Source organism: Hymenobacter arcticus, assembly GCF_054779975.1.
Map to the genome: position 1 here is coordinate 39,603 of NZ_BAAGXF010000012.1, position 22,285 is coordinate 61,887.

The 22,285-nt window shown below is 62.4% G+C and carries 22 protein-coding genes; 17 read left to right on the forward strand and 5 right to left on the reverse strand.

Annotation, left to right across the window (positions count from 1 at the left end; translation table 11 throughout):
* Window position 1: 1 nt before the first annotated feature.
* Complete coding sequence (locus ACYVGC_RS17965; protein ID WP_460585229.1) at window positions 2–403, reverse strand: hypothetical protein; 402 nt, start codon at window positions 401–403, stop codon at window positions 2–4.
* Window positions 404–585: 182 nt separating this feature from the next.
* Here ACYVGC_RS17965 and ACYVGC_RS17970 point away from each other — a divergent pair, with 182 nt between their 5' ends.
* The 11 genes from ACYVGC_RS17970 to ACYVGC_RS18020 all read left to right on the forward strand — a co-directional run bounded on the left by ACYVGC_RS17970 (window position 586) and on the right by ACYVGC_RS18020 (window position 9,727).
* Window positions 586–1,167 carry an SMI1/KNR4 family protein gene (locus tag ACYVGC_RS17970; protein ID WP_460585230.1) on the forward strand — a complete coding sequence of 194 codons (582 nt, stop codon included), beginning with the start codon at window positions 586–588 and terminating at the stop codon, window positions 1,165–1,167.
* A gap of 74 nt (window positions 1,168–1,241) precedes the next feature.
* Complete coding sequence (locus tag ACYVGC_RS17975; RefSeq protein WP_460585231.1) at window positions 1,242–2,234, forward strand: hypothetical protein; 993 nt, start codon at window positions 1,242–1,244, stop codon at window positions 2,232–2,234.
* A gap of 211 nt (window positions 2,235–2,445) precedes the next feature.
* Entirely contained in the window at window positions 2,446–3,048 is a 603-nt protein-coding gene (locus ACYVGC_RS17980; protein ID WP_460585232.1) for an SMI1/KNR4 family protein, read from the forward strand.
* Between the two features lie 34 nt (window positions 3,049–3,082).
* Entirely contained in the window at window positions 3,083–3,565 is a 483-nt protein-coding gene (locus ACYVGC_RS17985) for a DUF6985 domain-containing protein (RefSeq protein ID WP_460585233.1), read from the forward strand.
* A 111-nt stretch (window positions 3,566–3,676) separates the two neighbouring features.
* Window positions 3,677–4,261 (forward strand): ATP-grasp domain-containing protein, encoded by a 585-nt coding sequence (locus ACYVGC_RS17990; RefSeq protein ID WP_460585344.1) that lies wholly within the window; start codon window positions 3,677–3,679, stop codon window positions 4,259–4,261.
* Window positions 4,243–4,578 carry a hypothetical protein gene (locus ACYVGC_RS17995; protein ID WP_460585234.1) on the forward strand — a complete coding sequence of 112 codons (336 nt, stop codon included), beginning with the start codon at window positions 4,243–4,245 and terminating at the stop codon, window positions 4,576–4,578. The genes ACYVGC_RS17990 and ACYVGC_RS17995 overlap by 19 nt, the downstream gene beginning before the upstream one ends.
* A gap of 10 nt (window positions 4,579–4,588) precedes the next feature.
* The gene (locus tag ACYVGC_RS18000; RefSeq protein ID WP_460585235.1) at window positions 4,589–5,104 is read left to right on the forward strand and encodes a hypothetical protein; all 516 of its coding nucleotides are present in this window, start codon (window positions 4,589–4,591) and stop codon (window positions 5,102–5,104) included.
* Window positions 5,105–5,127: 23 nt separating this feature from the next.
* Complete coding sequence (locus ACYVGC_RS18005; RefSeq protein ID WP_460585236.1) at window positions 5,128–7,494, forward strand: DUF5682 family protein; 2,367 nt, start codon at window positions 5,128–5,130, stop codon at window positions 7,492–7,494.
* 23 nt (window positions 7,495–7,517) lie between these two features.
* Window positions 7,518–8,204 carry a 2'-5' RNA ligase family protein gene (locus tag ACYVGC_RS18010; protein WP_460585237.1) on the forward strand — a complete coding sequence of 229 codons (687 nt, stop codon included), beginning with the start codon at window positions 7,518–7,520 and terminating at the stop codon, window positions 8,202–8,204.
* Window positions 8,205–8,253: 49 nt separating this feature from the next.
* Window positions 8,254–8,613: an Imm51 family immunity protein gene (locus ACYVGC_RS18015; RefSeq protein ID WP_460585238.1), complete on the forward strand. Its 360-nt coding sequence runs from the start codon at window positions 8,254–8,256 to the stop codon at window positions 8,611–8,613.
* A gap of 10 nt (window positions 8,614–8,623) precedes the next feature.
* Window positions 8,624–9,727, forward strand: coding sequence for a vWA domain-containing protein (locus ACYVGC_RS18020; RefSeq protein WP_460585239.1), 1,104 nt, complete (start codon window positions 8,624–8,626; stop codon window positions 9,725–9,727).
* A gap of 211 nt (window positions 9,728–9,938) precedes the next feature.
* On the opposite strand, the gene ACYVGC_RS18025 is transcribed toward ACYVGC_RS18020, so the two are convergent.
* Complete coding sequence (locus ACYVGC_RS18025; RefSeq protein ID WP_460585240.1) at window positions 9,939–10,325, reverse strand: hypothetical protein; 387 nt, start codon at window positions 10,323–10,325, stop codon at window positions 9,939–9,941.
* 317 nt (window positions 10,326–10,642) lie between these two features.
* Here ACYVGC_RS18025 and ACYVGC_RS18030 point away from each other — a divergent pair, with 317 nt between their 5' ends.
* Window positions 10,643–11,881: a glycoside hydrolase family 27 protein gene (locus ACYVGC_RS18030; RefSeq protein WP_460585241.1), complete on the forward strand. Its 1,239-nt coding sequence runs from the start codon at window positions 10,643–10,645 to the stop codon at window positions 11,879–11,881.
* A 140-nt stretch (window positions 11,882–12,021) separates the two neighbouring features.
* On the opposite strand, the gene ACYVGC_RS18035 is transcribed toward ACYVGC_RS18030, so the two are convergent.
* Together ACYVGC_RS18035 and ACYVGC_RS18040 are read right to left on the reverse strand one after the other, a co-directional pair.
* Complete coding sequence (locus ACYVGC_RS18035) at window positions 12,022–13,164, reverse strand: NHL repeat-containing protein (RefSeq protein ID WP_460585242.1); 1,143 nt, start codon at window positions 13,162–13,164, stop codon at window positions 12,022–12,024.
* Window positions 13,165–13,303: 139 nt separating this feature from the next.
* Window positions 13,304–13,960, reverse strand: a complete 657-nt coding sequence (locus ACYVGC_RS18040; protein ID WP_460585243.1) for a hypothetical protein — start codon at window positions 13,958–13,960, stop codon at window positions 13,304–13,306.
* Between the two features lie 305 nt (window positions 13,961–14,265).
* Here ACYVGC_RS18040 and ACYVGC_RS18045 point away from each other — a divergent pair, with 305 nt between their 5' ends.
* The 3 genes from ACYVGC_RS18045 (at window position 14,266) to ACYVGC_RS18055 (ending at window position 17,398) form a co-directional block, all read left to right on the forward strand.
* A complete protein-coding gene (locus ACYVGC_RS18045; protein ID WP_460585244.1) occupies window positions 14,266–15,663 on the forward strand; it encodes a glycoside hydrolase family 125 protein in 1,398 nt (465 codons plus the stop codon).
* A 110-nt stretch (window positions 15,664–15,773) separates the two neighbouring features.
* On the forward strand, window positions 15,774–16,490 hold the full coding sequence (locus ACYVGC_RS18050) for a GAF domain-containing protein (RefSeq protein ID WP_460585245.1): 717 nt from the start codon (window positions 15,774–15,776) through the stop codon (window positions 16,488–16,490).
* Window positions 16,491–16,525: 35 nt separating this feature from the next.
* On the forward strand, window positions 16,526–17,398 hold the full coding sequence (locus tag ACYVGC_RS18055) for an EamA family transporter (RefSeq protein WP_460585246.1): 873 nt from the start codon (window positions 16,526–16,528) through the stop codon (window positions 17,396–17,398).
* A 2-nt stretch (window positions 17,399–17,400) separates the two neighbouring features.
* Here ACYVGC_RS18055 and ACYVGC_RS18060 read toward each other — a convergent pair whose 3' ends face one another.
* On the reverse strand, window positions 17,401–18,369 hold the full coding sequence (locus ACYVGC_RS18060) for an ADP-ribosylglycohydrolase family protein (protein ID WP_460585247.1): 969 nt from the start codon (window positions 18,367–18,369) through the stop codon (window positions 17,401–17,403).
* Window positions 18,370–18,555: 186 nt separating this feature from the next.
* Between ACYVGC_RS18060 and ACYVGC_RS18065 the strand changes: the two genes are divergently transcribed.
* Both ACYVGC_RS18065 and ACYVGC_RS18070 read left to right on the forward strand, forming a co-directional pair.
* Window positions 18,556–20,700: a carboxy terminal-processing peptidase gene (locus ACYVGC_RS18065; protein WP_460585248.1), complete on the forward strand. Its 2,145-nt coding sequence runs from the start codon at window positions 18,556–18,558 to the stop codon at window positions 20,698–20,700.
* 255 nt (window positions 20,701–20,955) lie between these two features.
* The gene (locus ACYVGC_RS18070; protein WP_460585249.1) at window positions 20,956–22,065 is read left to right on the forward strand and encodes a hypothetical protein; all 1,110 of its coding nucleotides are present in this window, start codon (window positions 20,956–20,958) and stop codon (window positions 22,063–22,065) included.
* The last annotated feature ends 220 nt before the right edge of the window (window positions 22,066–22,285 follow it).

A 22,285-nucleotide genomic window follows, 5' to 3' on the forward strand; every position in this document is an offset into this window, starting at 1 on the left:
CCTACCCCGTCGCCAGCCACGCATTAGCCGCGCCCTCGTCCACAAACCGGGCAAACTGCACGAGGCTGCCGGGCGCGGGAGACTCAATCGAGGCGGGCAGGCCGGCCAAGTAGTCGGGCAGCACCAAGAAGCACACACGCAGCGGGCCACCCAGCGCCCGCTGCACCTCAGGCAAAAACTGCGTCGTGACCCACTCGGGGCCGTTGAGGCTGCGGTTGGTGCGGCGGCGCGAGTCGATGAGCCAGTGGCCGCAGCCATGGTGCAGCGCCGCTTGGCGCAGGGCGGTGTAGCCGGCGTGCAACTCGGCTTCCGACACCGAGCGCAGCCAACGGCCGGTGAGGTGGCCGAGGTCAGGGCGGTGGGCTACTTCTAGAAAGTCGGTGGAAAACTGGTCGGGTGCCATAGAACGGCGGCTATTCACTAAATAGAACTACAAACGGGGCTTAAAACTACGTCGCAGCCCGGCAGCAGCCAACCCCCGCGGGCCATTAGTGCGCCGCTATTGGGCGGGAGGCCAGCCTTACGAACGCCAGGGCGTATTTACCACAATTAATTGTCAATCAGTAAATTAAGCAACACTTCGCCATGTCAACTTTTGACGCCCTCCTCGCTCGCCTCGATGCGCTGCTGCGCCAGCACCGGCCCACCTACCACGCGGCGCTGAATCCGCCAGTTTCGGCGGCGGCCCTGGCGGCCTTCGAAACCGAGTTTGAGGTGCCGCTGCCGCCCGAGCTGCGCCAGTGGCTGGGCTGGCACGACGGGCAGCCGGCCCGGCTTTTCGATAGCCTGGTGGGGCTTTACTGCTTTCCCTCACTGGCCGACATGGCTGACACCATGCGCATCAACCGGGAGCTGCTGGCGGACGGCGATTTTGTGCCCAACTGGTGGCGGCCCACCTGGCTGCCCTTTCTCACCAACGGCAGCGGCGACCACCTCTGCCTCGACCCGGAAGGCACCTTCACGAGCCAGCCCGGCCAGCTCATCGAGCACTGGCACGATGGGGAAGCGCGCACGGTACTTTTTCCTACGCTCACCGCCTGGCTCGCGGCCGTGGTTGCCGCCTACGAAGCCACTACCAAGGGCACTGATGAGCTCACGAACGACGAAGTGCTCGATTTAGAGCCCGCGTCGCCCGCCAGCTTTCCGCTAGCATTTGCCGCCGGCTAGCTAGCTTAGGTCGCGTGGAAGGCAACTCAACAGACTGTTTCCTAAAGCCAATCATCTGCGTTAGTTAAGCCGCCATGCCTTCCTTCGACGACCAGGTTTTTGTGTACGCCGACCAGGCCCTGCCCTGGGGCCTGACCCTGGAGGCAGCGAAAGCCGCCCTGCCCACGGCCCAGCGCCTGCCCACCTACGGCGGCTGGCCCACGCTGCGCTGCCGGTGCCCATCGGCCTACGGGCTCCCCACCACCGAGTGCAGCCTGCGGGCCCCCGGCCGCCGCAAGCCCGTGTTGCAAGCCAGCTATACCCTGGCCCCGCCGCCCCACCGTGGCCCCTACGTCATCGACCCCGCTTATTGGCTGGTGCCCCTCACGCAGCTGCTGGGGCCGCCCAGCACCGCGGGCAGCGCGGCCGGGCCCGGCACCAGCAGCGACGTGGTGCACTGGGCCACCTGGCAACGGCCGACGGTGCTCCTTTCGCTTTCGGTATTTGGCGGGTTGCGCAAGGAAGCTGGGGCCCTGAGCGCGGCCGGCCTCTACCTCGATTGGCAGGATGAATGGGCGGCCGCCCAGCCCGCTCAAGCCGCCGCGCGGGCGCAGTCGGCCGCGCTGGCCGCCCGGATTGGCGCGGGTAGCAAGCTGGTGCCGTTTACTACTGTGCAGCCCCAGGGGCCCTATTTTCACCCCGACCTAAGCCGGGCCGACCCCTACGCTGCCGCCCACCATCCCTTGCTGCGGCAGGCGCAGCGCGCCTTGTACCGCGAAGGTTTGCTGGACACTCCGGCCGCAGTCAGTGCCCAGCTCACCGACCACGGCGTGGCCCTGTGGCCCGTGCCGGGGGGCACGCAGTGGGCCGTTTCGACGCGCTGGGACACCGTGCTGCTCACGCCAGCGGGGCCACCAACCGACCTGCTTACCCTGCGCCCGGCCCGGGGCACCGGGGGCGTGCTACTGCACATAGGCGACTTGCAACTAACTGATGCTTACGGCTCCAGCATACTGGCTACCCTGGCCACGGCCATCGAAAAGCACGTGGGCGCGGCCGTGAGCCGGCGCGAGGACTCCGACTACTAGAACTGCGGCACGTAGGGCACGCTTTAGCTTACCAGCAGCGGCACCGGCTACTTCACATGGGCTTGCCAGCTAGCAGTTTACGGTGTTTTACTGGCAAGCCGAGGCTTACTCTGCACGCTGGCGGCGTCAGCTTTAGTATCATTGCCTACCCTTAAAACGTGCTTAGAGAGCAAAAACCCACTCTGCTCAACCGGCGTCTGCTTCCCCTCCTATGGTCCCCGAGCCCTGGCACAAAATTGAGCGCTGGCTGGCCACCCACGCCCCGCGCATCCTCCATGAGTCGCTAAACCCCGGCGCGGCCGAGGCCGAGCTCACGGCGCTGGCCACCGCCGTGGGCCGGCCCCTGCCCGCTGATTACCAGGTCCTTTACCGCCGCCACAATGGCCTGCGCGAGGAAGCCGATAACTGCGGCAGCCTCTGGTATGGTATGAGCCTGCTGCCGCTGGCCGAGGTGCTGGCTGGGTATATGTATCAGGCTCAGCAGCAGCGCACTTCACCCCTGCGGCGGGTGCGGGCCAGCGCGCTGCAAAACCCTTATTGGCTGCGCCTAAGCTTCGACGGCGCGCACGGCTGGCTGCTCGTGGACCTCGACCCCACCGCGGCCGGCACCTACGGCCAGGTGCTGTATCTGCATGAGGTAGAAGAGCTTGCCTTCCCGGTGGCCAGCTCGGTAGCCGAGCTGCTTGCCACCTTTGCCGACGACCTAGCCCAGGGCCGCTACACCCTGGACGAAGGCGCGCTGGACGACGACGAGGAATTTCTCATGCCCGAGGCCCGCATCGGCCTGGATAATTGGGCGCAGGCCGAGCGCTGACGTAAAGTACTAACCAATTGATTTGCAAATACTTATGATAAATCATCCTTTTTGGGGTCACGTGGCCGAAGACTGGGCCGGCTTGTCGGCTGAGCAGCCCGTGGCATTGCCGGGCTTTGAGCAGCCAATCGAGGTTTTTCTGGGCGAAGAACTAGTTGAAGAGGACGAAGAATATGCCCCGACCCCGGCGCAGCTGGATGCCTACGCCGCTACTTTTCAATGCTTTATGGCCCACGCGCCCGCGCTTATCGCGGCGTTGCAGGAGCGGGCCTTTGCGCAATACCAGCAGCTCTACGCCCACTTTTACGACGACCCTGTGCAGTCGGGCGAGCCGGCACTGCTGCTCACCACCGCCGCCCAGCACGCCGCCTATCTGCAAGACGTTGGCTACCTGCGCGTGTCGGACGAGCAGACCGTCCGGCTTATCATTCACTACGACCTCGACCCCGAGCACGGCCTGGAAGCCAAGTTTGTGGCCAATGAATTGGTCGAAATCGGGGGCATTGCTGATACCTGATTTTTTCACTCATTGTATTACTAATCATTATCTTATAATAGCCGCTTTATCTGTTGGCCGCTAGCTTTTCTGCCGTGTCTGTTTCCTCTCCGCTCCCCGCACATCGAAACGCTGGGCAGCTCCGCAGCCCGGCCGCGCCCGGCGGCCAACCAGTGGTTTGTGCGGCCCACTGACGATACTAAAACCTTTGCGGGCCAGGCTCTTAGCTTCGCGCAGCTGCAAGCCTGGCACCAGCAGCTGGCGCAGCTGGTGTTTGCCGCGCCCCGGGCCATCGAGAAAGAGTGGCGGCACGTGCTGATGGGCGGCCAGGTGGTAACCTCCACGCGCTACCAGTGGCGGGGCGAACCCCAGATTTCGGCCACCGACGTACTGGCCGGGCTACTGGCTTTCGTGGCCGATTGCTGCGCCGCCTACCAGCCGCACGACGTATTTGTACTGGATACGGCACTCGCCGACGGCCGCTATTTCATTGTGGAGTGCATACTGCTTCAATGGCACGGGCTTCTTCTACCAGTTGGCCGATATCGAGCCCGCCGTAGTGGCCGTTACAGCCTGGCGGGTGCAAAACCGGACTTGACGGCCGGCCGCAAGCGCGGATGTTTAAATAGCCTAATTTCCCCCGATGCCTCGCCTACTTCTGAGATACGGCGACCTATTTACTACGATTCTACTCCGCAATGGACAACGCAGAAATAATTGCCCGCCTACAGAAAATGGGGCCGCTGCCTGCTGACGATACGCCCGCCATTGATACCTTTCCGCTCAAGGAATTTGACGAGTTGCTTCAGCAGCTTACAACGCCTCTGGAATCCTCACACGTACTTGCACTCATCAATTTGGGACCCCCGCCGGATACTTCAGCGTATGAAGTAGAATGGGCGCTAGTTCACGCTGCCGAGAATATTTCCGTTGAAGAGCTAAGCAATGGCCTGTTGCTGGCCGACGACACGGAAGTAAGAAGAATTATTGCTATTCGCTTAGCAAACTATTTAAAGCTTGATTCAGTAGCCTAACTAGTTAGTCATGGACGCTACAGATTCCGACATTCAGGCAACAGCTCCCGAATCTTACTGGACGGCCGTGGGCAATATCCTGCGCGAGCGGCCCTATGGCCCGGGAGGGGCCGAAACCCGCCGGGGCACCAGACACTTTGCGCCCGGCGCCAAGGTCTACATCATCGACTGGTACGCGGGGATGTGCGAGCGTATTGTGGTGGTAGGCCTGCACCGCAGTTCGAAGCGGATGATTACGCTGGTGATTGACGTGAAACTGGTGGAAAATTTGCGGGCGAAAGTTTGCTACGTGCCGGCCGTTATCGCTAAAATCCGGGAGCACTACGCCCAGGACTATACGCCAGCCAGAATCAAGTACCTCACTCCGGAATTTGCGGAAACAATTTGCCAAACGCTACCCCACTGGCAGGCCCAGCCGTGGCGGCACGCCTCAGCCCTGGCCCCGGCCGCCGAGATACCCTTGCGCGCCAGCGGCTCGGTACTGCACCGCCTTCGGCTGGCGCTCAGCTTTCTACTAAAGAACTAACACCTGCTACGCTGCCTTTCCTCATGCCTACCCCCGACCTCCGCCTCTTTGGCATTCGCCACCACGGCCCCGGCAGCGCCGCCAGCCTCGTAGCCGCGCTCGATGCCTTTCGGCCCGACATCGTGCTGCTCGAATGCCCCGCCGATGGCGAAGCTGCCCTGGCCACCCTGCGCGACGCCGCGCTGGTGCCGCCGGTGGCGCTGCTCTTGTATAATCCCAAGCAGCAGGGCCAGGCGTCGTTTCTGCCGTTTGCCGAGTTCTCGCCCGAGTGGCAGGCCGTGCAGTGGTGTTTTAAAAATGAGGCCCACGTGCGCTGTTTCGACCTGCCAATGGCGCTGCGCTTTGGGCTGGATAATGCGGAAGCTGCCGCTTCCCCAGCCGGTATGCCCGCGCCTGTTGCGGATGCTCCCGGTACAACTTTGGTAGCTCCACCCGCCGCTGAAGCCGCCGGAGAAGACGCTGCTGCTGTCTTTGCGCCCACAAGCAAACCAACTGACGTGCCGCCTATCGAACTTATTAAGGAAGAAGACCTTATCGAAGCCGACCCCGTGGCCTACATCGCCCGCCTGGCGGGCTACTCCGATTCCGAGCAGTGGTGGGAAACCCACCTGGAGCAGGCCCCCGGCCACGCCGACACCTTTGCGGTGGTGCTGGATATGATGACGGCCCTGCGTACCGAGCTGGCCCGCCCCGAAAGCGACGAAACCCTGCTGCGCGAGGCCTACATGCGCGAAACCCTGCGCGCCACCCTCACCCAGGGCTACCAGCGCGTGGCCGTGGTGTGCGGGGCCTGGCACGCGCCGGTGCTTGTTCATCCTGACTTCCAGAAAAAGGAAGACAAAGCCCGCCTTAAAGGCCTGAAAAAAGCGCCCGTGGAAGCCACTTGGATTCCGTGGACCTATGAGCGCCTGTCGTTTAGCTCGGGCTACGGGGCGGGCGTGCTCTCGCCGGCCTGGTACGAGCTGCTGTTTGCGCACCCCCGCGCTACCGTGGTTACGCAGTGGATGGTGCGCGCCGCCCGCTTGCTGCGCGACCAGGACCTCGATGCCTCGTCGGCCCACGCCATTGAGGCCGTGCGGCTGGCCCACACGCTGGCCGCCGTGCGCGGGCTGCCGCTGCCGGGCATCGGCGAATTGCAGGAGGCCGCCGTGGCGCTGCTGGGCGGCGGCTACGCCGAAGGCTTGCAAGTTATTCAGCAGCAATTAGTTATTGGTGAAAAGCTGGGCGAGGTACCGCCCGGCCAGCCCGCCACGCCCTTGCAGCAAGACCTGGCTCAGCAGCAAAAAGCCCTGCGCCTCAAGCCCGAGCCGGGCCGCAAGCCCCTGGCCCTCGACCTACGCCAGGACGGCCACCTGCAGCGCAGCCACCTGCTGCACCGGCTGCGCCTCGTGGCCATCAACTGGGGCCAGCCCCAGCGCGTGGCGGGTACCAAAGCCGGCACCTTCCACGAAGACTGGGAGCTGGAATGGCCGCCCGAAATGGCCCTGGCCGTGCTGGACGCCGGCCGCTGGGGCAACACTGTGCTGGCCGCCGCCGCCGCCCGCGCCACCGCCCGCGCCGCCGAAAGCACCACCCTGGAGGCTGTCAGCCAGCTACTTGACGAAGCCCTGCGCGCCGACCTCGGCCCGGCCATGCCCGCGCTGGTGGCCCGCCTCGAAAGCCTGGGCGCCACCACCCGCGACGTAACCCACCTGCTGGCCGCCCTGCCCCCGCTGGCCCAGGTGCTGCGCTACGGCAACGTGCGCCGCACCGACACCCAGCAGGTGGCCCAGGTGGTGCAGCAGCTGGTGCCGCGCCTCTGCATTGGCCTGCCCGCCGCCTGCACCGGCCTCGACCTCGACGCCGCCCGCCCCCTGCTGGAGAAAATAGAAGCCACCCACGCCGCCATCCGGCTGCTGCAAGATGCTGGCCACGAGGCCGATTGGTACGCCGCCCTGGCCGCCGTGGGGCGCAACGCGGCCAGCAACGGCCTGCTGGCCGGGGCCGCTGCCCGCCTGCGCTTCGATGCCCAGCAGGCCGACGCCGACGCCACGGCCACCGCCCTGGGCCTAGCGCTGGCCCCCGCCCAGCCCACCGCCTACGCCACCGCCTGGCTGGAAGGCTTCCTACGCGGCTCAGGCCTCGTGCTCATTCACCACCCCGAGCTGTTTGCGCTGCTCGATACCTGGCTGGGCGCGCTGAGCGAGGATACCTTTCGCGAGGTGGTGCCGCTGCTGCGCCGGGCCTTTGCCGAATTTTCGCGCCCCGAGCGCCGCCAGATTATGGAGCTGGCCGGCACCGGACCGGCCGCCGCCACGCCCGCCGCCGCGGAGCTGGATTTTGACTGGGCCCGCGGGGCGCGGGTGCTACCCGTGCTGCGCACGCTGCTGGGCGCACCGGCGCTGGCTTAATCACCCGATACTATTCTCACCCTATGAATCTACCAGCGCAGTACGCGGCAATGCGCCAAGTAGCCCTGCGCCAGTTTGCGCGCGGCGAAGTACAAGTGGATGAGTTACTGGGCGCGCCCCACGATACGCGCCGCGGCCTCACGCTACTGGCGCGGCCGCCGGCAGCAGTCACGGCTCGGCTCGAAGCCATGCTGGCCGATTTTCAGCAAGCGGAACCCGAACAATACTACTACCCGGCTACCGATATCCACCTTACCATTCTCTCTATAATCTCTTGCTACCCAGGCTTTAGCCTACAGGTTATCAACCCCGAGAAATACCGACGGGCACTGCGCGGCATGCTTCAGGCTGCGCAGCCTTTTACTATCCGCTACGCCGGGCTTACGGCCTCGCCGGGCGGCATTATGGTACAAGGTTTTCCGCAGGGCGATGCCCTGGCTAGTTTGCGCCAAACCATTCGGGAGTTTTTTCAGCACGCGGACCTGCCGCATTCCATCGACCAGCGCTACCGCTTGCAAACGGCTCATTCTACGGTGATTCGCTTTAGGAAGCCCCTGGCTAATCCGGCAGCGCTGCTCGAAAAAGTAAGCAAGTATCAAGCGCAGGATTTCGGCTCGTTTGAAATAGCCAGCGTAGAGCTGGTGTACAACGATTGGTACCAGCAGGCGGCCCACACAGTATTGTTAGAAAAATACCTGCTGGGCTGCTAAGCAGTCGCTATTTTTTCGGTGGCTACTAAAACCGCTACCTTCCCCCACTATGACGTCCACGTTTCCCTTTAAAATAGCCGCCGCCAAAGCCCCCGCCGACCCGGCCCGCCAGTTCTTGATTATGGCCGACGTGAGTGGCCTCGACGACTACTACAAGCTGTTTGAGGAGTACGGCTTCGGCGGCGACGGCCCCTCGTGGCGCGAACACATCGAAACGATTATCGAAGAGTTTCAACCCGAGCTATTGGAGAACCTGGAGTTTGCCGAAGACCGCGACACCTTTCTGGTATATGCTGATAGTCCGGCCGCCGCGCGCGATTTTATGGCCCTGGTGCTGCCGCATTTCAGCGATTTGGGCAAGCTCAAAAAGTACTTCAGCCAAACCGACCCCGACGATTTTTTTGCTTAACTCCTTGCTCATGAACCCTACCGCACCCCGCTGGAAACTTGTGCTTGGCAGCGCCGCCGACGCCGACAATGCCGTAGCCATGCCGCCCGACTACGGCCCGCTCGACCAGGTGCTCACCGCCCTCTATGATGACGAGCGCAAGGGCGGCCTCGGCGGCTCGGCCCCGCGCGTGAGCCGCTGGCTGGGCGACATCCGCCAGTATTTCCCCACCGAGGTGGTGGCCATTATGCAGCAGGATGCCATGGACCGCCTGGGCCTCAATCAGTTGCTGCTGGAGCCCGAGATACTGCGCACCGTGCAGGCCGACGTGCACCTCGTGGGCCTACTGCTCTCGCTGGGCCGCGTGATGCCCGCCAAGGCCAAGGCCACCGCCCGCGAAGTAGTGGCCAAAGTGGTGCGCGAGCTAGAGCAGAAGCTAGCCCAGCCCCTGCGCCAAGCCGTGCAGGGCGCCCTCAGCCGGGCCGTGCGCAACCCCCGCCCCCGCTACCACGAAATCGACTGGGGCGCCACCATCCGGGCCAACCTCAAGCACTACCAGCCCGCCTACCGCAGCGTCATTCCCGAGCGGCTGGTGGGCCACGGCCGGCGCGGCCAGGCGCTCAAGGAAATTGTACTCTGCCTCGACCAGAGCGGCTCGATGGCCGCCTCCGTGGTGTACGCGGGCGTGTTTGGGGCGGTGCTGGCGTCGCTGAAAGCGGTGAAAACGCACATGGTCGTGTTTGATACCGCCGTGGTGAACCTGAGCGAAAACCTCACCGACCCGGTGGACCTGCTTTTCGGCGTGCAGCTGGGCGGGGGCACCGACATCAACCTGGCGCTCAGCTACTGCCAGCAGCTCATTACCCGGCCCACCGACACTATTCTGGTGCTCGTGACTGACCTCTACGAGGGCGGCAACGAGCGGGAAATGATAAAGCGCGCCGCCGCCCTTAAGGCCAGCGGCGTCAACTTCATTGTGCTGCTGGCACTATCTGACGAGGGCTCGCCGAGCTTCGACCGGGGCGTGGCCGAGCAGCTGGCGGCGCTGGGCATCCCGAGCTTTGCCTGCACCCCGGCCCGCTTTCCGGAGCTGATGGCGGCTGCTATTCAGGGCCAAAAGCTAGTGGCGGATTAGGGTAGCTCGTGCGGCCGGGCAGCAGCCTAGTTGTAACTGCAATAGTTTGCAAATCAATAACTTACGCATGAATTTGTGCGAAGTAGAGTTCCCGCTGAGTTACGCAGGGGTAAAACGCGGAGGTTCGCTGAGTTCGGCAAGAGAGCTCTGCGAACCTCTTTTTACCTCCGCGTAATTCGGCGAGAAAGCTGCCGTACGTAAGCCCTGGTAATCAATGCCATACCGCCTGGGCGGCGGCTAGCCAGGCATTGCCGGTACCCTCGTCCAGGTGGCGCGCAAACTGCACCGGGCCGTTGGTGAGGGTGAGCTGCTGGCTATCGGGCAAGCTGTCGAAATAGTCAGGCAGCACCAGGAAGCACACGCGTAGTGGCTGCGCCAGCTCTTGCTGCACCTGGGGCAAAAACTCGTTGGTGACCCAGTCGCAGCTGTTGAGAATGAGGTTGACGCGGCGGCGCGAATCGACCAGCCACTGGCCGCAGCCGTAGTGCAGCGCGGCCTGGCGCATGGCGGCGTAGCCGGCGTGCAGCTCGGCCTCCGTTACGGAACGAAGCCAGCGGCCGGCTATCTGGTTGAGGTCGACCCGGTAGGAGACCTGCATAGCAAGGGTAGAGTAGTGATTGCAGAACATAGGCGAAGAGTGAGAGAGCAGAAGCATCGATGCGGGCACCAATACCTATAGCTCCGTACGAAGCCGTTTGGGCGTTCGGATTGCGGCCGCCAGGCCCCGACTAGTCAGGGTAGGCGGGGCACCAAAGTCCCGCGTCCAACGGGGCAATACTGGCGAAGGCCGTATTTTCAGAGTATAAATCTCTTTAGAATCTGATAAATGCAATTTCTCGGCAAAAAATTGGCATTAACGCCTGGTACGAGGCACTTAATGTCTATTTTTTCTTGGTTTTTTTCAAGCAAAAAATAATGAATTTTTTTCATAAACTTCCTCAAAAATCTGCTACCCTCCTCGTGCTCTCACTGCTGGGCGCAGCCAGTGCCCAGGCCCAGAAATACACCCAGCTCGCCCAAACCCCGCCCATGGGCTGGAACAGCTGGAACAAGTTTGCCTGCGACGTAGATGAGCAGAAAATCCGGCAGGTGGCCGATGTCATGGCCAGCAACGGCATGAAGGCCGCCGGCTACGAGTACATCGTGATTGACGACTGCTGGCACGGCCGGCGCGATACGCTGGGCTTCATTCAGCCCGACAAGCAGCGCTTCCCGGCCGGCATGAAGGCCCTCGTGGACTACGTGCACAGCAAGGGCCTGAAATTTGGCATTTACTCCGATGCGGGCAACAAAACCTGCGGCGGCCGCCCCGGCAGCCGCGGCCACGAGTACCAGGATGCCACCACCTACGCGCAGTGGGGCGTCGACTACCTCAAGTACGACTGGTGCGCTACCGAGGGCCTCAAGGCCGAGGGTGCCTACACCACCATGCGCGACGCGCTGGCCCGCGCCGGCCACCCGGTGGTGTTCAGCATGTGCGAGTGGGGCACGGCCAAGCCCTGGCTGTGGGCCAACAATGTGGGCCACCTCTGGCGCACCACCGGCGACATATACAACTGCTGGGACTGCGTGCACGACAACGGCGGCGAATCCAAGTCGTTTGGCGTGCTGCGCATCATCGACCAGCAGGAAGGCCTGCGCCAGTACGCCGGCCCCGGCCACTGGAACGACCCCGACATGATGGAAATCGGCAACGGCAAGCTCACGCCCAGCGAAGACCGCGCTCACTTTGCGATGTGGTGCATGCTGGCCGCCCCGCTCATCGCGGGCAACGACCTGCGCCAAATGAACCCGCAGACCCTGAGCGTATTAACCAATAAAGCCGTGGTGGCCATCGACCAGGACCCGCTGGGCATTCAGGGCTTTCGCCTGTCGGCTAAAGACAGCGTCGAAACCTGGGTGAAGCCCCTGGCCGGCGGCGACTGGGCCATTTGCTTTCTCAACCGGGGCAAAACCACCCGGCCCGTCACCTTCAACTGGCAAACCCAGCCCATTCACGACGACGTGGCCAAGCGCGACCTGGCCGCCGACCGCACCCGCTACAAAATCCGCAACCTGTGGACCGGCCGCGACCAGGGCACCACCGCCAAGCCCTTCCGCGCCGCAGTACCGAGCCACGACGTGGTGATGCTGCGGCTGAGTAAACCAGCCTAATCGTCTGTCCTTGCGAGCGCAACGCAGTGGAGCGCGGCAATCTTTCCTTTTCGTCAGGTTAGTAACCCCAACGTGAAGGAAAGATTGCCGCGCTCCACTGCGTTGCGCTCGCAAGGACAAACGGCTTATCGGCACTTACTTCAATCCCGAAATGGCTTGGCGCCAATCGGCATTTTAAATAAATGCACGGGGAATTCCACCGTTTCCACGCCCTTCTGCTGGCCAGCCGTGCGGTTCATCTGGGGCACCGGAATCCAGAGGTTACCGGCGTGGTCTATCCACAGCGCATCGGCCCAGATGAGGCGCGGGTCTTGCACCAGCACGCTGCTTTGGCCGGCGGGCGTCACTTTCAGAATGCGCTTTTCGTTGGCATCGGTCACGTAAAGGTTGCCGGCGGCGTCGATGGTGGTGCCGCCGCACGTGGGCGAGTTAAAGAAGTAGGTCACTTTCTTGGCCAAGTCGGCCGAGCTGATTTTGGGGTCATCCAGGTACTGGGTTTCTACGCGGTACATGGGCCCGGCGGCAGTCTGGAAATAGTAGTAGTTGCCATCAGGCGACACCTCCATCTGGTCGGCGTGCAGCTGCACGTCGCTGCAGTCGGGCTTCACCATCTTTTTGCCCTCGCCCAGCATGGGGCGGCGCACGGTGGTGGTGCTATCATCGTCGAGCAGGCGGCGGCCCTGGCCGGTTTTCTGGTTGAGCACGATGAGGCCCGGCGCGCCGGCATCGGTCACGTAAATCTGGTCGCCGTGAAAGCGCAGGTCGTCCACGAAGCTTTTGCGCTTCACGTACTTATCGAGCGCTATCGTCTTCACCAGCTGGTTTTTAGTGATATCGAAGGCCAGCAGCTTGGGGCCATCGGCAATGGGCGGGGCATCGCTCTTGGGCGTGCCCGTGTCCACTATCCACAGCAGGCCATCGGGACCGAAACGCAGCGAGTTGGCCCGCACAAAAGCCTGCTTGGCGAGGTCGCCCTCCTTTTTCCAGTTGTTCCAGGCGCGGTTGGGGTAGGGCGTCACCTTGCCAGCCTTCAACTCCCCGATGCGAGTGCCGGGGTTGCCCTCGTTGTGCGGGAAAAGCACAAAAACCCGGTCGTCATCGGCCACCGCCACCCCGTTCCAGATGGTATCGGAGGTGGCCACCGACACAAGCTGCCGGGCGCTTTCGGATGTTGCCACGGGCGGCGGCGTGGCTACGCCAGTCGATTTTTCGGTGCCGGTGCCACCGGTGCAGGCGGCCAGCAGCAGCAGCCCGGCGGGCAAGTAGTGAGCGGGTAAACGCATGGCGCAACAAAATAAAAGGTAGTTATTTAGCTAAGTACCTTGTACTTATTTAGCCCGCAAAAGTTGAATTTAACCCAAAAATTCGGGCCGCTCCCCAGTAGGAAGCGGCCCGAACAGCTGGCAGTTACGAAGAAGAAAACTAGGATTTTGCGGGCGTATAGGGAAATTTTTTCGAGGCATTGCGCATGAGCGCATTTACCATGCTCTCGGGCGAGCTGCCTATCGAGCCGGCCGCCACAAAATCGTATTTCCACAGTAGCTTGCCGGCAGGGCCATCGTGGATATTGACCGTAATATTGGCCTGGTTGGTGGCACCCCAGGCCCCCACCAGCACGGCTACTGCCACGGCGGCACCGTCGCTCATGGGCTTGGTTGTGGTTACGCTGGTTGTGAGTACGGCATCAACGCCCAGCATCTGGGCTAGCTCGTGGGGCGAGAGCGTACGCATGTCCTCGTCGGTCAGGCTGGCTTTGCGCAGCAGAGAATTTGTAAGCGCAACATCTTGAAAATCAACAGTGTAATGCTGTTGCTGCTGGCGGCGCAGCAGCCAGGCGTAGATGCGCGACTGAAAATCGAGGGCGCTTTGCTGCTGCATGCTGCGTAGCTGCTCGGCACTGGTATTACGGGCCTGGCTAGGCCGCATACCAATGCTAACGCTAGCCGGCAGGATGGCGACTACTTTGTGGTTGGGAGCGTAGGTGCGAAAGTCCTGCGCCAAGTATATACTGGGGCCGCAGGACGAGCAAAGCAGCACCAAAAACAAAACGGCTGATAGGCCAAGAGTACGAATGCGCATAGAGCGTAACAAGTTAAATTTACAGAAAATTGGGACCGACAGCTTACCCGCAAAACTAAGAGAATCCGTTGGTTGCGAAGCAAAAATATCAGATTATTTATGAGGAATATTGCTTACTTACCAAACTCCTCACTACCCTGCCCATAGCACCGCATTTCAATTTGTTTTCCTACCAGTTTTAGGTTGCGGCAAGCCCGGTTGTTGGCTTTTGCTTTTTGCTGCATCTTTGCCGGGTACACTCTCTGGCTAAGGTGGCGGCCGGGCCAAGGGCATCGGCCGCGTTACGCGCTGCCTATTTAGTAGCTATGAATCGCCGCGCGTTTGTGCAGGGCACTAGCCTGCTGGCCCTCAGCCCCTTACTACCACTGCCGCTGCGAGCCACCGCCGCGCCGGCTCTGCCCGTGGTGCGCCCCGTGGCCAGCCAGCGCCGGTTCCAAAGCCAAGCCGTGGAGGCGGCCATCCGGGAGTTTCAGCGTCAGGTGAAGGACCCCGAGTTGGGCTGGCTCTTTGGCAACTGCCTTGCCAACCCCCTCGACACCACCGTGACGCCCGGCACCCGCGCCGGCCGGCCCGATACGTACGTGGGCACCGGCGACGGCGATGCTATGAGCCTGCGCAACAGTGCGGCCCAGGTGTGGCCCTACTTGCAATTTGTGAAGCAGGACGCGGCCCTGCGCCAGCTGGTGGCTGGCGTCCTCAACCGCCAGACGCAGTGCATCTTGCGCGACCCGTACGCCAACGCATTTTACCCCGACCTGGCCCGCGTGGGCGAGGGCCCGCCCGGCGTGCAGGCGCGCAAGTGGGCCGTTGATTCGCTGTGCTACCCCATCCGGCTGGGCTACCAGTACTGGAAAACAACCGGTGATGACCAGCCCTTCGATGCCGACTGGCGGCGGGCCATTGCCCTGACGGTGAGCACCTTTCGGGAGCAGCAGCGCAAGGCTGGCCCCGGCCCCTACCACTACCAGTGCCCGGCCCTCAGCGCCGCCGATACCCAGCCCCTCGGCGGCTATGGCTACCCGGCGCGGCCGGTGGGCCTTATTGCTTCGGCCTTCCGGCCCAGCGGGGAGGCCGCGCGGCTGCCCTTTGTGGTACCCAGCAACTTCTTCGCCGTCAGTGCCTTGCGCCAGGTGTTTCTGATGCTGTCTGATATTGCCCACGATGGCCCGGCCGCCCAGGAATGCCTGGCGCTGTCGGATGAGATTGCCGTGGCGCTGCGCCAGCACGCCGTGGTGACGCACCCCGCGCTTGGCCCCGTGTACGCCTACGAGGTCGATGGCTACGGCGGCTACGCGGTGCTGGATGAGGCCAGCGTGCCCTGCCTGCTGGCCCTGCCCTACCTAGGGGCCGTGCTCCTCAACGAGCCCACCTACCAAAACACCCGCCGGCTGGTGCTTTCGGCAGCTAACCCTTTCTTTTACAAGGGCTCGGCGGGCGAGGGCATTGGCAGCCCGCGCAGTGGCCCCAACCAGATTTGGCCGCTCAGCCTCGTGATGCGCGGCCTCACCAGCACCGATGACGCCGAAATAAAAGCCTGCGTGCAGCAGCTGCGCGCCGCGCACGCGGGCACCGACTACCTGCCCGAGACATTTCACAAAAACGACCTGGCCCGCTCTCTCCGCGCCCAGTCGCCCGAAACCAACGCTCTGTGTGGTGAGTTTTTGTGGAAAGTGTACCAGGAGCGGCCGCACCTGCTGGCTTAGCCAGCATACTAACCTCAACTTCCCATAACCATTATCAGGCTGGCTGATAAGGCGATTATTCACGAAATACGCGCTTACCCCTTATATTTGTCCTACTTTATCTTATTTCTGTGAAAAACCCTGTTACCCTGACGCCGCTCACCGAGGAGCTACGCCTCGAAGCCCTACGCCCGTACCAACTCTTTAATACGATGCGGGACGAAACGTTTTCGGAGCTGGTGCGCCTCACGGCCAAGCTCTTCAACGTGCCCATCGGCATTGTGGCGTTTGTGGAGGAAGAGGAAGTGCGCTTCGGCCTCAACTATGGCCTCGACCCCGAACTGGACCGCGTCAACCGCTGGGAAACCCTGTGCTCGGTGGCCATGCTGCACGACGAAATCAGCATTTTTGAAGACCTGAAGGCCGAGCCCTGCGACCTGATAAACCCATCGCTGGTGCAGCGCCTCAACCTGGGCTTTTACGCGGGCAGCGCCCTGCGCACGCCGGCCGGCTATTCCATTGGCGTACTGTGCGTTATCGACCACAAGCCCCGCACCTTCAGCCCCACCGAGGCTGACCTGCTGCAACGCCTGGCCGGCGTGGTGATGAGCCTGCTCGACCTGCGCCTGCACCTGCTGCAGCAGCCCATCTGGAACCAGCAGCTGTGGGCCAGCGTGTACGCCCGCATCGAAACCTCCGTCACGCGCCTCGAAACCCTGGCCGCCCTGGCCAGCTGGGAAGAGCAGCCCGACAGCCCCGCCGCGCAATCGTACCAGGCCTCCACGCACGAGGAAATCCTGCACATCATCGCGGTGCTGGCTGAGCACATTCAGGCCTTAATGGGCTAAAACGGCGGGTGATGAGGGCTAGCTTTGTGGCCATTATGCCCAACGCTACCCGTTTTTCGTTGCCGCCCGTGCCGGCGGTTTTCTTAGCCATTATCAGCGTGCAGGGCGGCGCGGCCATTGCCAAGGGGCTGTTTCCGGTGATGGGGGCGGCGGGCACGGCCAGCCTGCGCATCGGCTTGTCGGCGCTGATGCTGCTGGTAGCGGTGCGGCCCCGGCTGGGTGAGCTGCGGGCCCCGCAGTGGCGGGCCGTGGTGCCCTACGGCCTGGCGCTGGGGGCCATGAACTTCTTGTTTTACTGCGCCTTAGCCCGCATCTCGCTGGGGCTGGGCGTCACGCTGGAGTTTGTGGGGCCGCTGCTGGTGGCGTTGGCCGGCTCGCGCCGCTGGCTCGATGTGCTGTGGGCGCTGCTGGCGGGCGTGGGCATTGCGCTCATTGCGCCCTGGGGCGGCCACGGCATTGATGTGGTGGGGATGCTGTTTGCGCTGGCGGCGGGCGGCTGCTGGGCGGTGTACATTGTGCTGGGCGGGCGCGTGGCCGAGGTGCTGCCCGGCAATACGGCCGTGGCCATCGGCATGCTGTTTGCCACGCTGGCGGTGCTGCCGTTTGGGCTGGGCAGCGGGCAGGTGGCGGCCCTCACGCCGCGCCTGCTGGCACTGGGCGCGGCGCTGGCGCTGCTGTCCAGCGCGCTGCCTTTCACGCTGGAGATGCAGGCGCTCAAGTCATTACCCACGCGCACATTCAGTATTTTGATGAGCGTGGAACCAGCCGCGGCGGCGCTCTGCGGCTGGCTTTTTCTGCGTGAGCAGCTCACCCTCAGCCAGTGGCTGGCCGTGGCCCTGGTGATGGTAGCCAGCGCCGGGGCCACCCTCACCACCCAAAAAGCCCTGGCCGCCGTCGGCGGCGAGTAGCACTAGCCGGCCGCCGCCAGCCGCTGGGCCAGGTCCTCGATGTCGGCGCGGCGCGCCAGCCCGGCCAGCCACTCGGCCGGGATGCCAGCCTCGCCATATGCCAGGCCGGCCAGGCCGCCGGCTACCGCGCCAGTGGTATCGGTGTCGTCGCCGAGGTTCACGGCGGCCAGCACCGTGGCGGCATAGGTGTCGTGGCGCAGCAGGCACCAGAGCGCGGCTTCGAGGGTGTGCACCACGTAGCCGGAGGAGCCGATTTTGGATTCAGCTACCGCCGGCAGCGAATTATCGAGCACTCGCCGGTAATGCGCATCCTCAACAACTGCCGGAATACTACCACTTTGTAGCCAAGGAGTTGCGAGCGCGCGCATTTGCGCATACGCTTCTTTGGGCGCCAGCCCCGCTGCCACCCCCCGCGCTACCAATAAGTATAAAAAGCAGCCCAGCGTGGAGCGCGGGTGGCCGTGCGTAACGCTGGCCACGGCTTCGGTCAGGGACCAGGCCGCATCCATATCCAGGGTTTCGGCCTGCCAGGTTTGGTGAAAAACGAGCGGCAGAATTCGCATAAGCGCCCCGTTACCGTTGTCGTGCTCGGAGCGCGGGCCGGCCTGGCTAGGGCGCACGCCCTGCTTGAGGCTGTAAATGGCGCTGCGCGTGGCATTGCCCACGTCGAAGGTTTCGCCGGTGGCCGTCCAGTAGCTGTTATCCAGCCAGTTAATGGCGCGCCGGCCAAAGTCGGCCAGGTCCGGCAACTCAGTTAGCCCGCCAGGCAGGGCCAGCGTTTCGGCCAGGCAAAACGTGAGCGACGAATCATCGGACCAGGTGCCGGGCGGCTGGCGGTGGGTGCCGTAGCCGCGCAGCCCCGTCACGTAGTCAGCCTGGCGAACTTCGCGGCTGATAAATTCAACGGGCACGCCCAGGGCATCGCCCACGGCCAAGCCCAGCAGGGCGGCGCGGATAGCAGTAGTATTCACAGCAAAGGGGCTTAAAGGCAGATTCAATAGACAAACCGGCGGAATTCGCCGGAATTACGGCACAACAGTTGGATTAGGCGGCACTAATCGCGTCTCCATCGACGTTTTTACCGTACTTAAGCCTAGGTCGTGCAACTTGGCGCATCTTGGCCCCTACATTTGGCCTTCTTCCTAATTATCTTCGAAATGTTCTCCCCCCGCCTCAAAGTTGGCTCCTACGCCGGCCTGGTTGCCGCCGTATTCGGGCTGGCATCCTATCGCTTCTACGAGCACAGCGGCCCGCAGGCAGCACCTAGCAAAGAGCAGGTGTTGGTGGGTACCATTGTGCAGGGGCTCTCGCAGGCCCACTACCAGCCCGAGCGCGTCGACGATGCCTTCAGCAAGCGCGTGTTTGAGCTGGCGCTCAAGCGCCTAGACTATCGCAAGAAATTTCTGTTGCAGTCCGACGTTACGCAGCTGACTAAGTACCAGACCGATATCGACGACGAAACCAAGCGCGGCACCCACGAGTTTCTGGACCTGAGCACCAAGCTCATGGCCGACCGCAGCAAGCAAATGCAGGCGCTCGCCCACGAGCTGCTGGCCAAGCCGTTCACGTTCGACGCCGACGAGACCATTCAGACTGATTTTGAGAAGGCCACCTTCCCCACCAACACCGCCGACCAGCGCGAGCAGTGGCGCAAGCTGCTCAAGTACGAAACGCTGACCCGCGTGGCCGAGATGATGGACGAGCAGGACAAGCGCCACGACCGCTCGCGCGTGGCCAGCCTGGCCAAGGAGCCCGCTACCATCGAGCCCGACCGCACGCCCGCCCAAATGGAGATTGAGGCCCGCAAGCGCGTACTGAAATACTACGACGAGCAGTTTGCCGACCAGCCCGATACCAACGAGATTCTCAGCAACTACGCCAACGTAATTGCCAATACATATGACCCTCATACCGAATACTTTGCCCCTCGCGAAAAGCAGGAGTTTGATATTCAGCTTACGGGCCGCTTTGAGGGCATCGGCGCCACGTTGCGTGAGAAAGAAGGCCTGATTTATATTGAGGACATTGTACCCGGCTCGGCCTCGTTCCGCCAGGGTGAGTTGAAAAAGGGTGACGCCATCCTGCGCGTGGCCCAGGGCGCTACCGAGCCCGTGAGCATCGAGGGCTGGCACACGAATAAAGCAGTGACGCTTATTCGGGGCAAGAAAGGCTCGGAAGTACGCCTCACGGTGAAGAAAGCTGATGGCTCGACCAAAGTAATTCCAATCATCCGCGACGTGGTGGTGGTGGAAGATACCTATGCCCAATCGGCGGTTATCAACGACCCGAGTGGCGTGAAAATCGGCTACCTGCGCCTACCGGCGTTCTACGCTGACTTCAACGACAACGGCGGGCGCTCTTCGGCCGCCGATGTGAAGAAAGAACTCGCCAAGCTTACCGCCGAAGGCGTGAAAGGCGTAGTATTCGACCTGCGCACCAACGGCGGCGGCTCGCTCAACGATGCCGTGGAAATGGCCGGTCTCTTCATGCCCAGCGGCCCCATGGTGCAGGTGCACGACAGCCGTGGCGTAACCAACGTGCTCAACGACAAGGACCCCCGCGTGCAGTACAGCGGCCCGCTCGTGGTGCTGGTGAATAAGTACAGCGCCTCGGCCTCCGAGATTCTGGCCGCTGCCATCCAGGACTACAAGCGCGGCATCATCATGGGCTCGACCAGCACCTATGGCAAGGGCACGGTGCAGCGCATTATCGACCTTGATGAGGCGCTGCCTAATGAGTTGGCTTCGCTGAAGCCCTTTGGCTCGCTCAAGTTCACGATGCAGAAGTTCTACCGCGTCACCGGCGGCTCGACCCAGTTCAAGGGCGTGGCTTCGGATATCGTGCTGCCCGACGTGCTTTCGTACCTCGACCAAGGCGAAAAGGAGTCGGACTTCCCGCTGAAGTGGGACGAGATTAAGCCCGCCAGCTACCGCCCCTGGGACGACCAGCCCAACTACACCAAGCTTGAAGCCAACAGCAAGGCTCGCGTGGCCGCCAGCCCCGCCTTCCAGCAAATGACGGAGCTGGTGCAGAGCCTGCGCAAGCGCAAGGACGAAACGGTGGTTTCGCTCAAGCTCGACAAGTTCCGCGATATGCAGCACCAACTCAAGGCGGAGTCGGACAAGTACGAAGCTATTCAGAAAACCGCCACGCCGTTGGCTCTGGCCGCCCTCACTGCTGACCGTACCGCTCTCGGCGGCGACTCGGTGAAGGTGAACCGCGCCATGCGTTTCACCCGCGGTCTCAACAAGGACATCACCTTGGGTGAAGCTGTGAACGTTATCAAGGACGAACAACAATAATCGCAGATTTAGACAGATTGTGCTGATTTCGCAGATTCGAACGGCGCTGATGTTAGTTGATTAGTTGTATTTAAAAGCTCCTGGGCCGTTGGCTCAGGAGCTTTTTTTGCGCCGTTAGCTTCTGCGTTCTGCGAAAACCTCTGCGCCATCTGCGGGCTAGAAACACCCGCGCGGAGCCACTAATAAATTTAGTAAATCGCCTGAAATATCTTTAGCAAAACGCAACTAAAAATCTTGGCTAGCAGTTTACCTGGTATGACGATGAAACCCGAAGCCCGCATTATCCCGCTCATTCCGGCCGAGACGTATTCGGCCCCGGTAATGGCTATCTCGCCCGCCGAAGCCATGCTCACTCCCGAAGAGCAGGAGCAACAGCGCTTGGCCGACGAAACCTGGCGCCGCTCCATTCCAGCCCAAGTGTTTCTCAACTATTTCTTTGCGCTCAGCTCGCACATTCAGGACGGCGAAAGCCCGCTGGGTGGCCTGGTGCACCTCCCCTATTTCCGCCAGCACCAAGCCGAGCTGACCGAGACCGACGCTACGGCCCTCACCAAGCTGCTGCATTCGTGCTGGAGCACCGAGTATGCGCTGCGTGCCACCGCTGAGTTGGGCGATGAGAACTTCCTGCGCAATGCGCTGCACTGGACCTTCCCGCAGGCGTACCATACCATCCTTTCGGGCTTGCAAGCCTTCTTATATACTACCGGCGTACGCTCCAACAACGCCCAGGTGATTCGCCGCGAGGTGGGCCGCCTGGTAGTGAAGAACGCCTACCCGCGCCCCGTATCGTTCTATGCAGCTGGGGCTTACGGTGACTTCAACATTCACCGCTTGCCGCTGGCGGGCTACAAGGCCGGCCTGCACATTGCCTCGCAGGAGATTGACGCCCAGGCCCAGATTGGCCAGTTTTTGCGCACCACCCGCAAGCAGAAGGCTATCACCGTGCGCCAGACCGTACAGGCTAACCCCAACACCGCTATTCGCAGCCAGAAGACGGGCAAGCCGCTCGATAAGTGGACGGCCGCCCACTGGCAGCAGATTACCTGGCGCCTGGGCTACACCACCATCTTCGATTTGCTGGGTCGCCTGCGCATCTCGCAGAGCAGCCGCGAGATTGAGCGCTACGTGGAGGCCGATATCGACTTCCGCCTGTTTCACAGCTCGTTGCTAGGTATTGTGAGCTACCTCAACGGCATCCACGAGACCTACGTGGCCAAGGCCCTGGGCCTGGAGCGCTACGAGCAGCTGGTGCGCGAGCTGCCCACCCACTTGCAGCACGGCTTTGTGCAGGAGCGCCTGCGCACCCGCGTGCAGCCCACGCTGCTCGGTACCGAGCCGGAGCCCGAACTGAAAATGGCCGCCTAAAATCGCAGATTTTGCTGATTGAGCAGATGCCGCAGATTCAGACGGCTTTCTTCTGAATTGTATTTTCTGTCCGTATTTTATTTTACTAGCTGCCTGACTTATTCAAAAAGCCGTTTCGATTTATCGGAACGGCTTTTTTCATGGCTTACTTTTGCAACTACACCATTCATGGAGGCTTCCCTTACCTAAGGGGCGTGTCTCTACCTTAAAGCTGTCATTG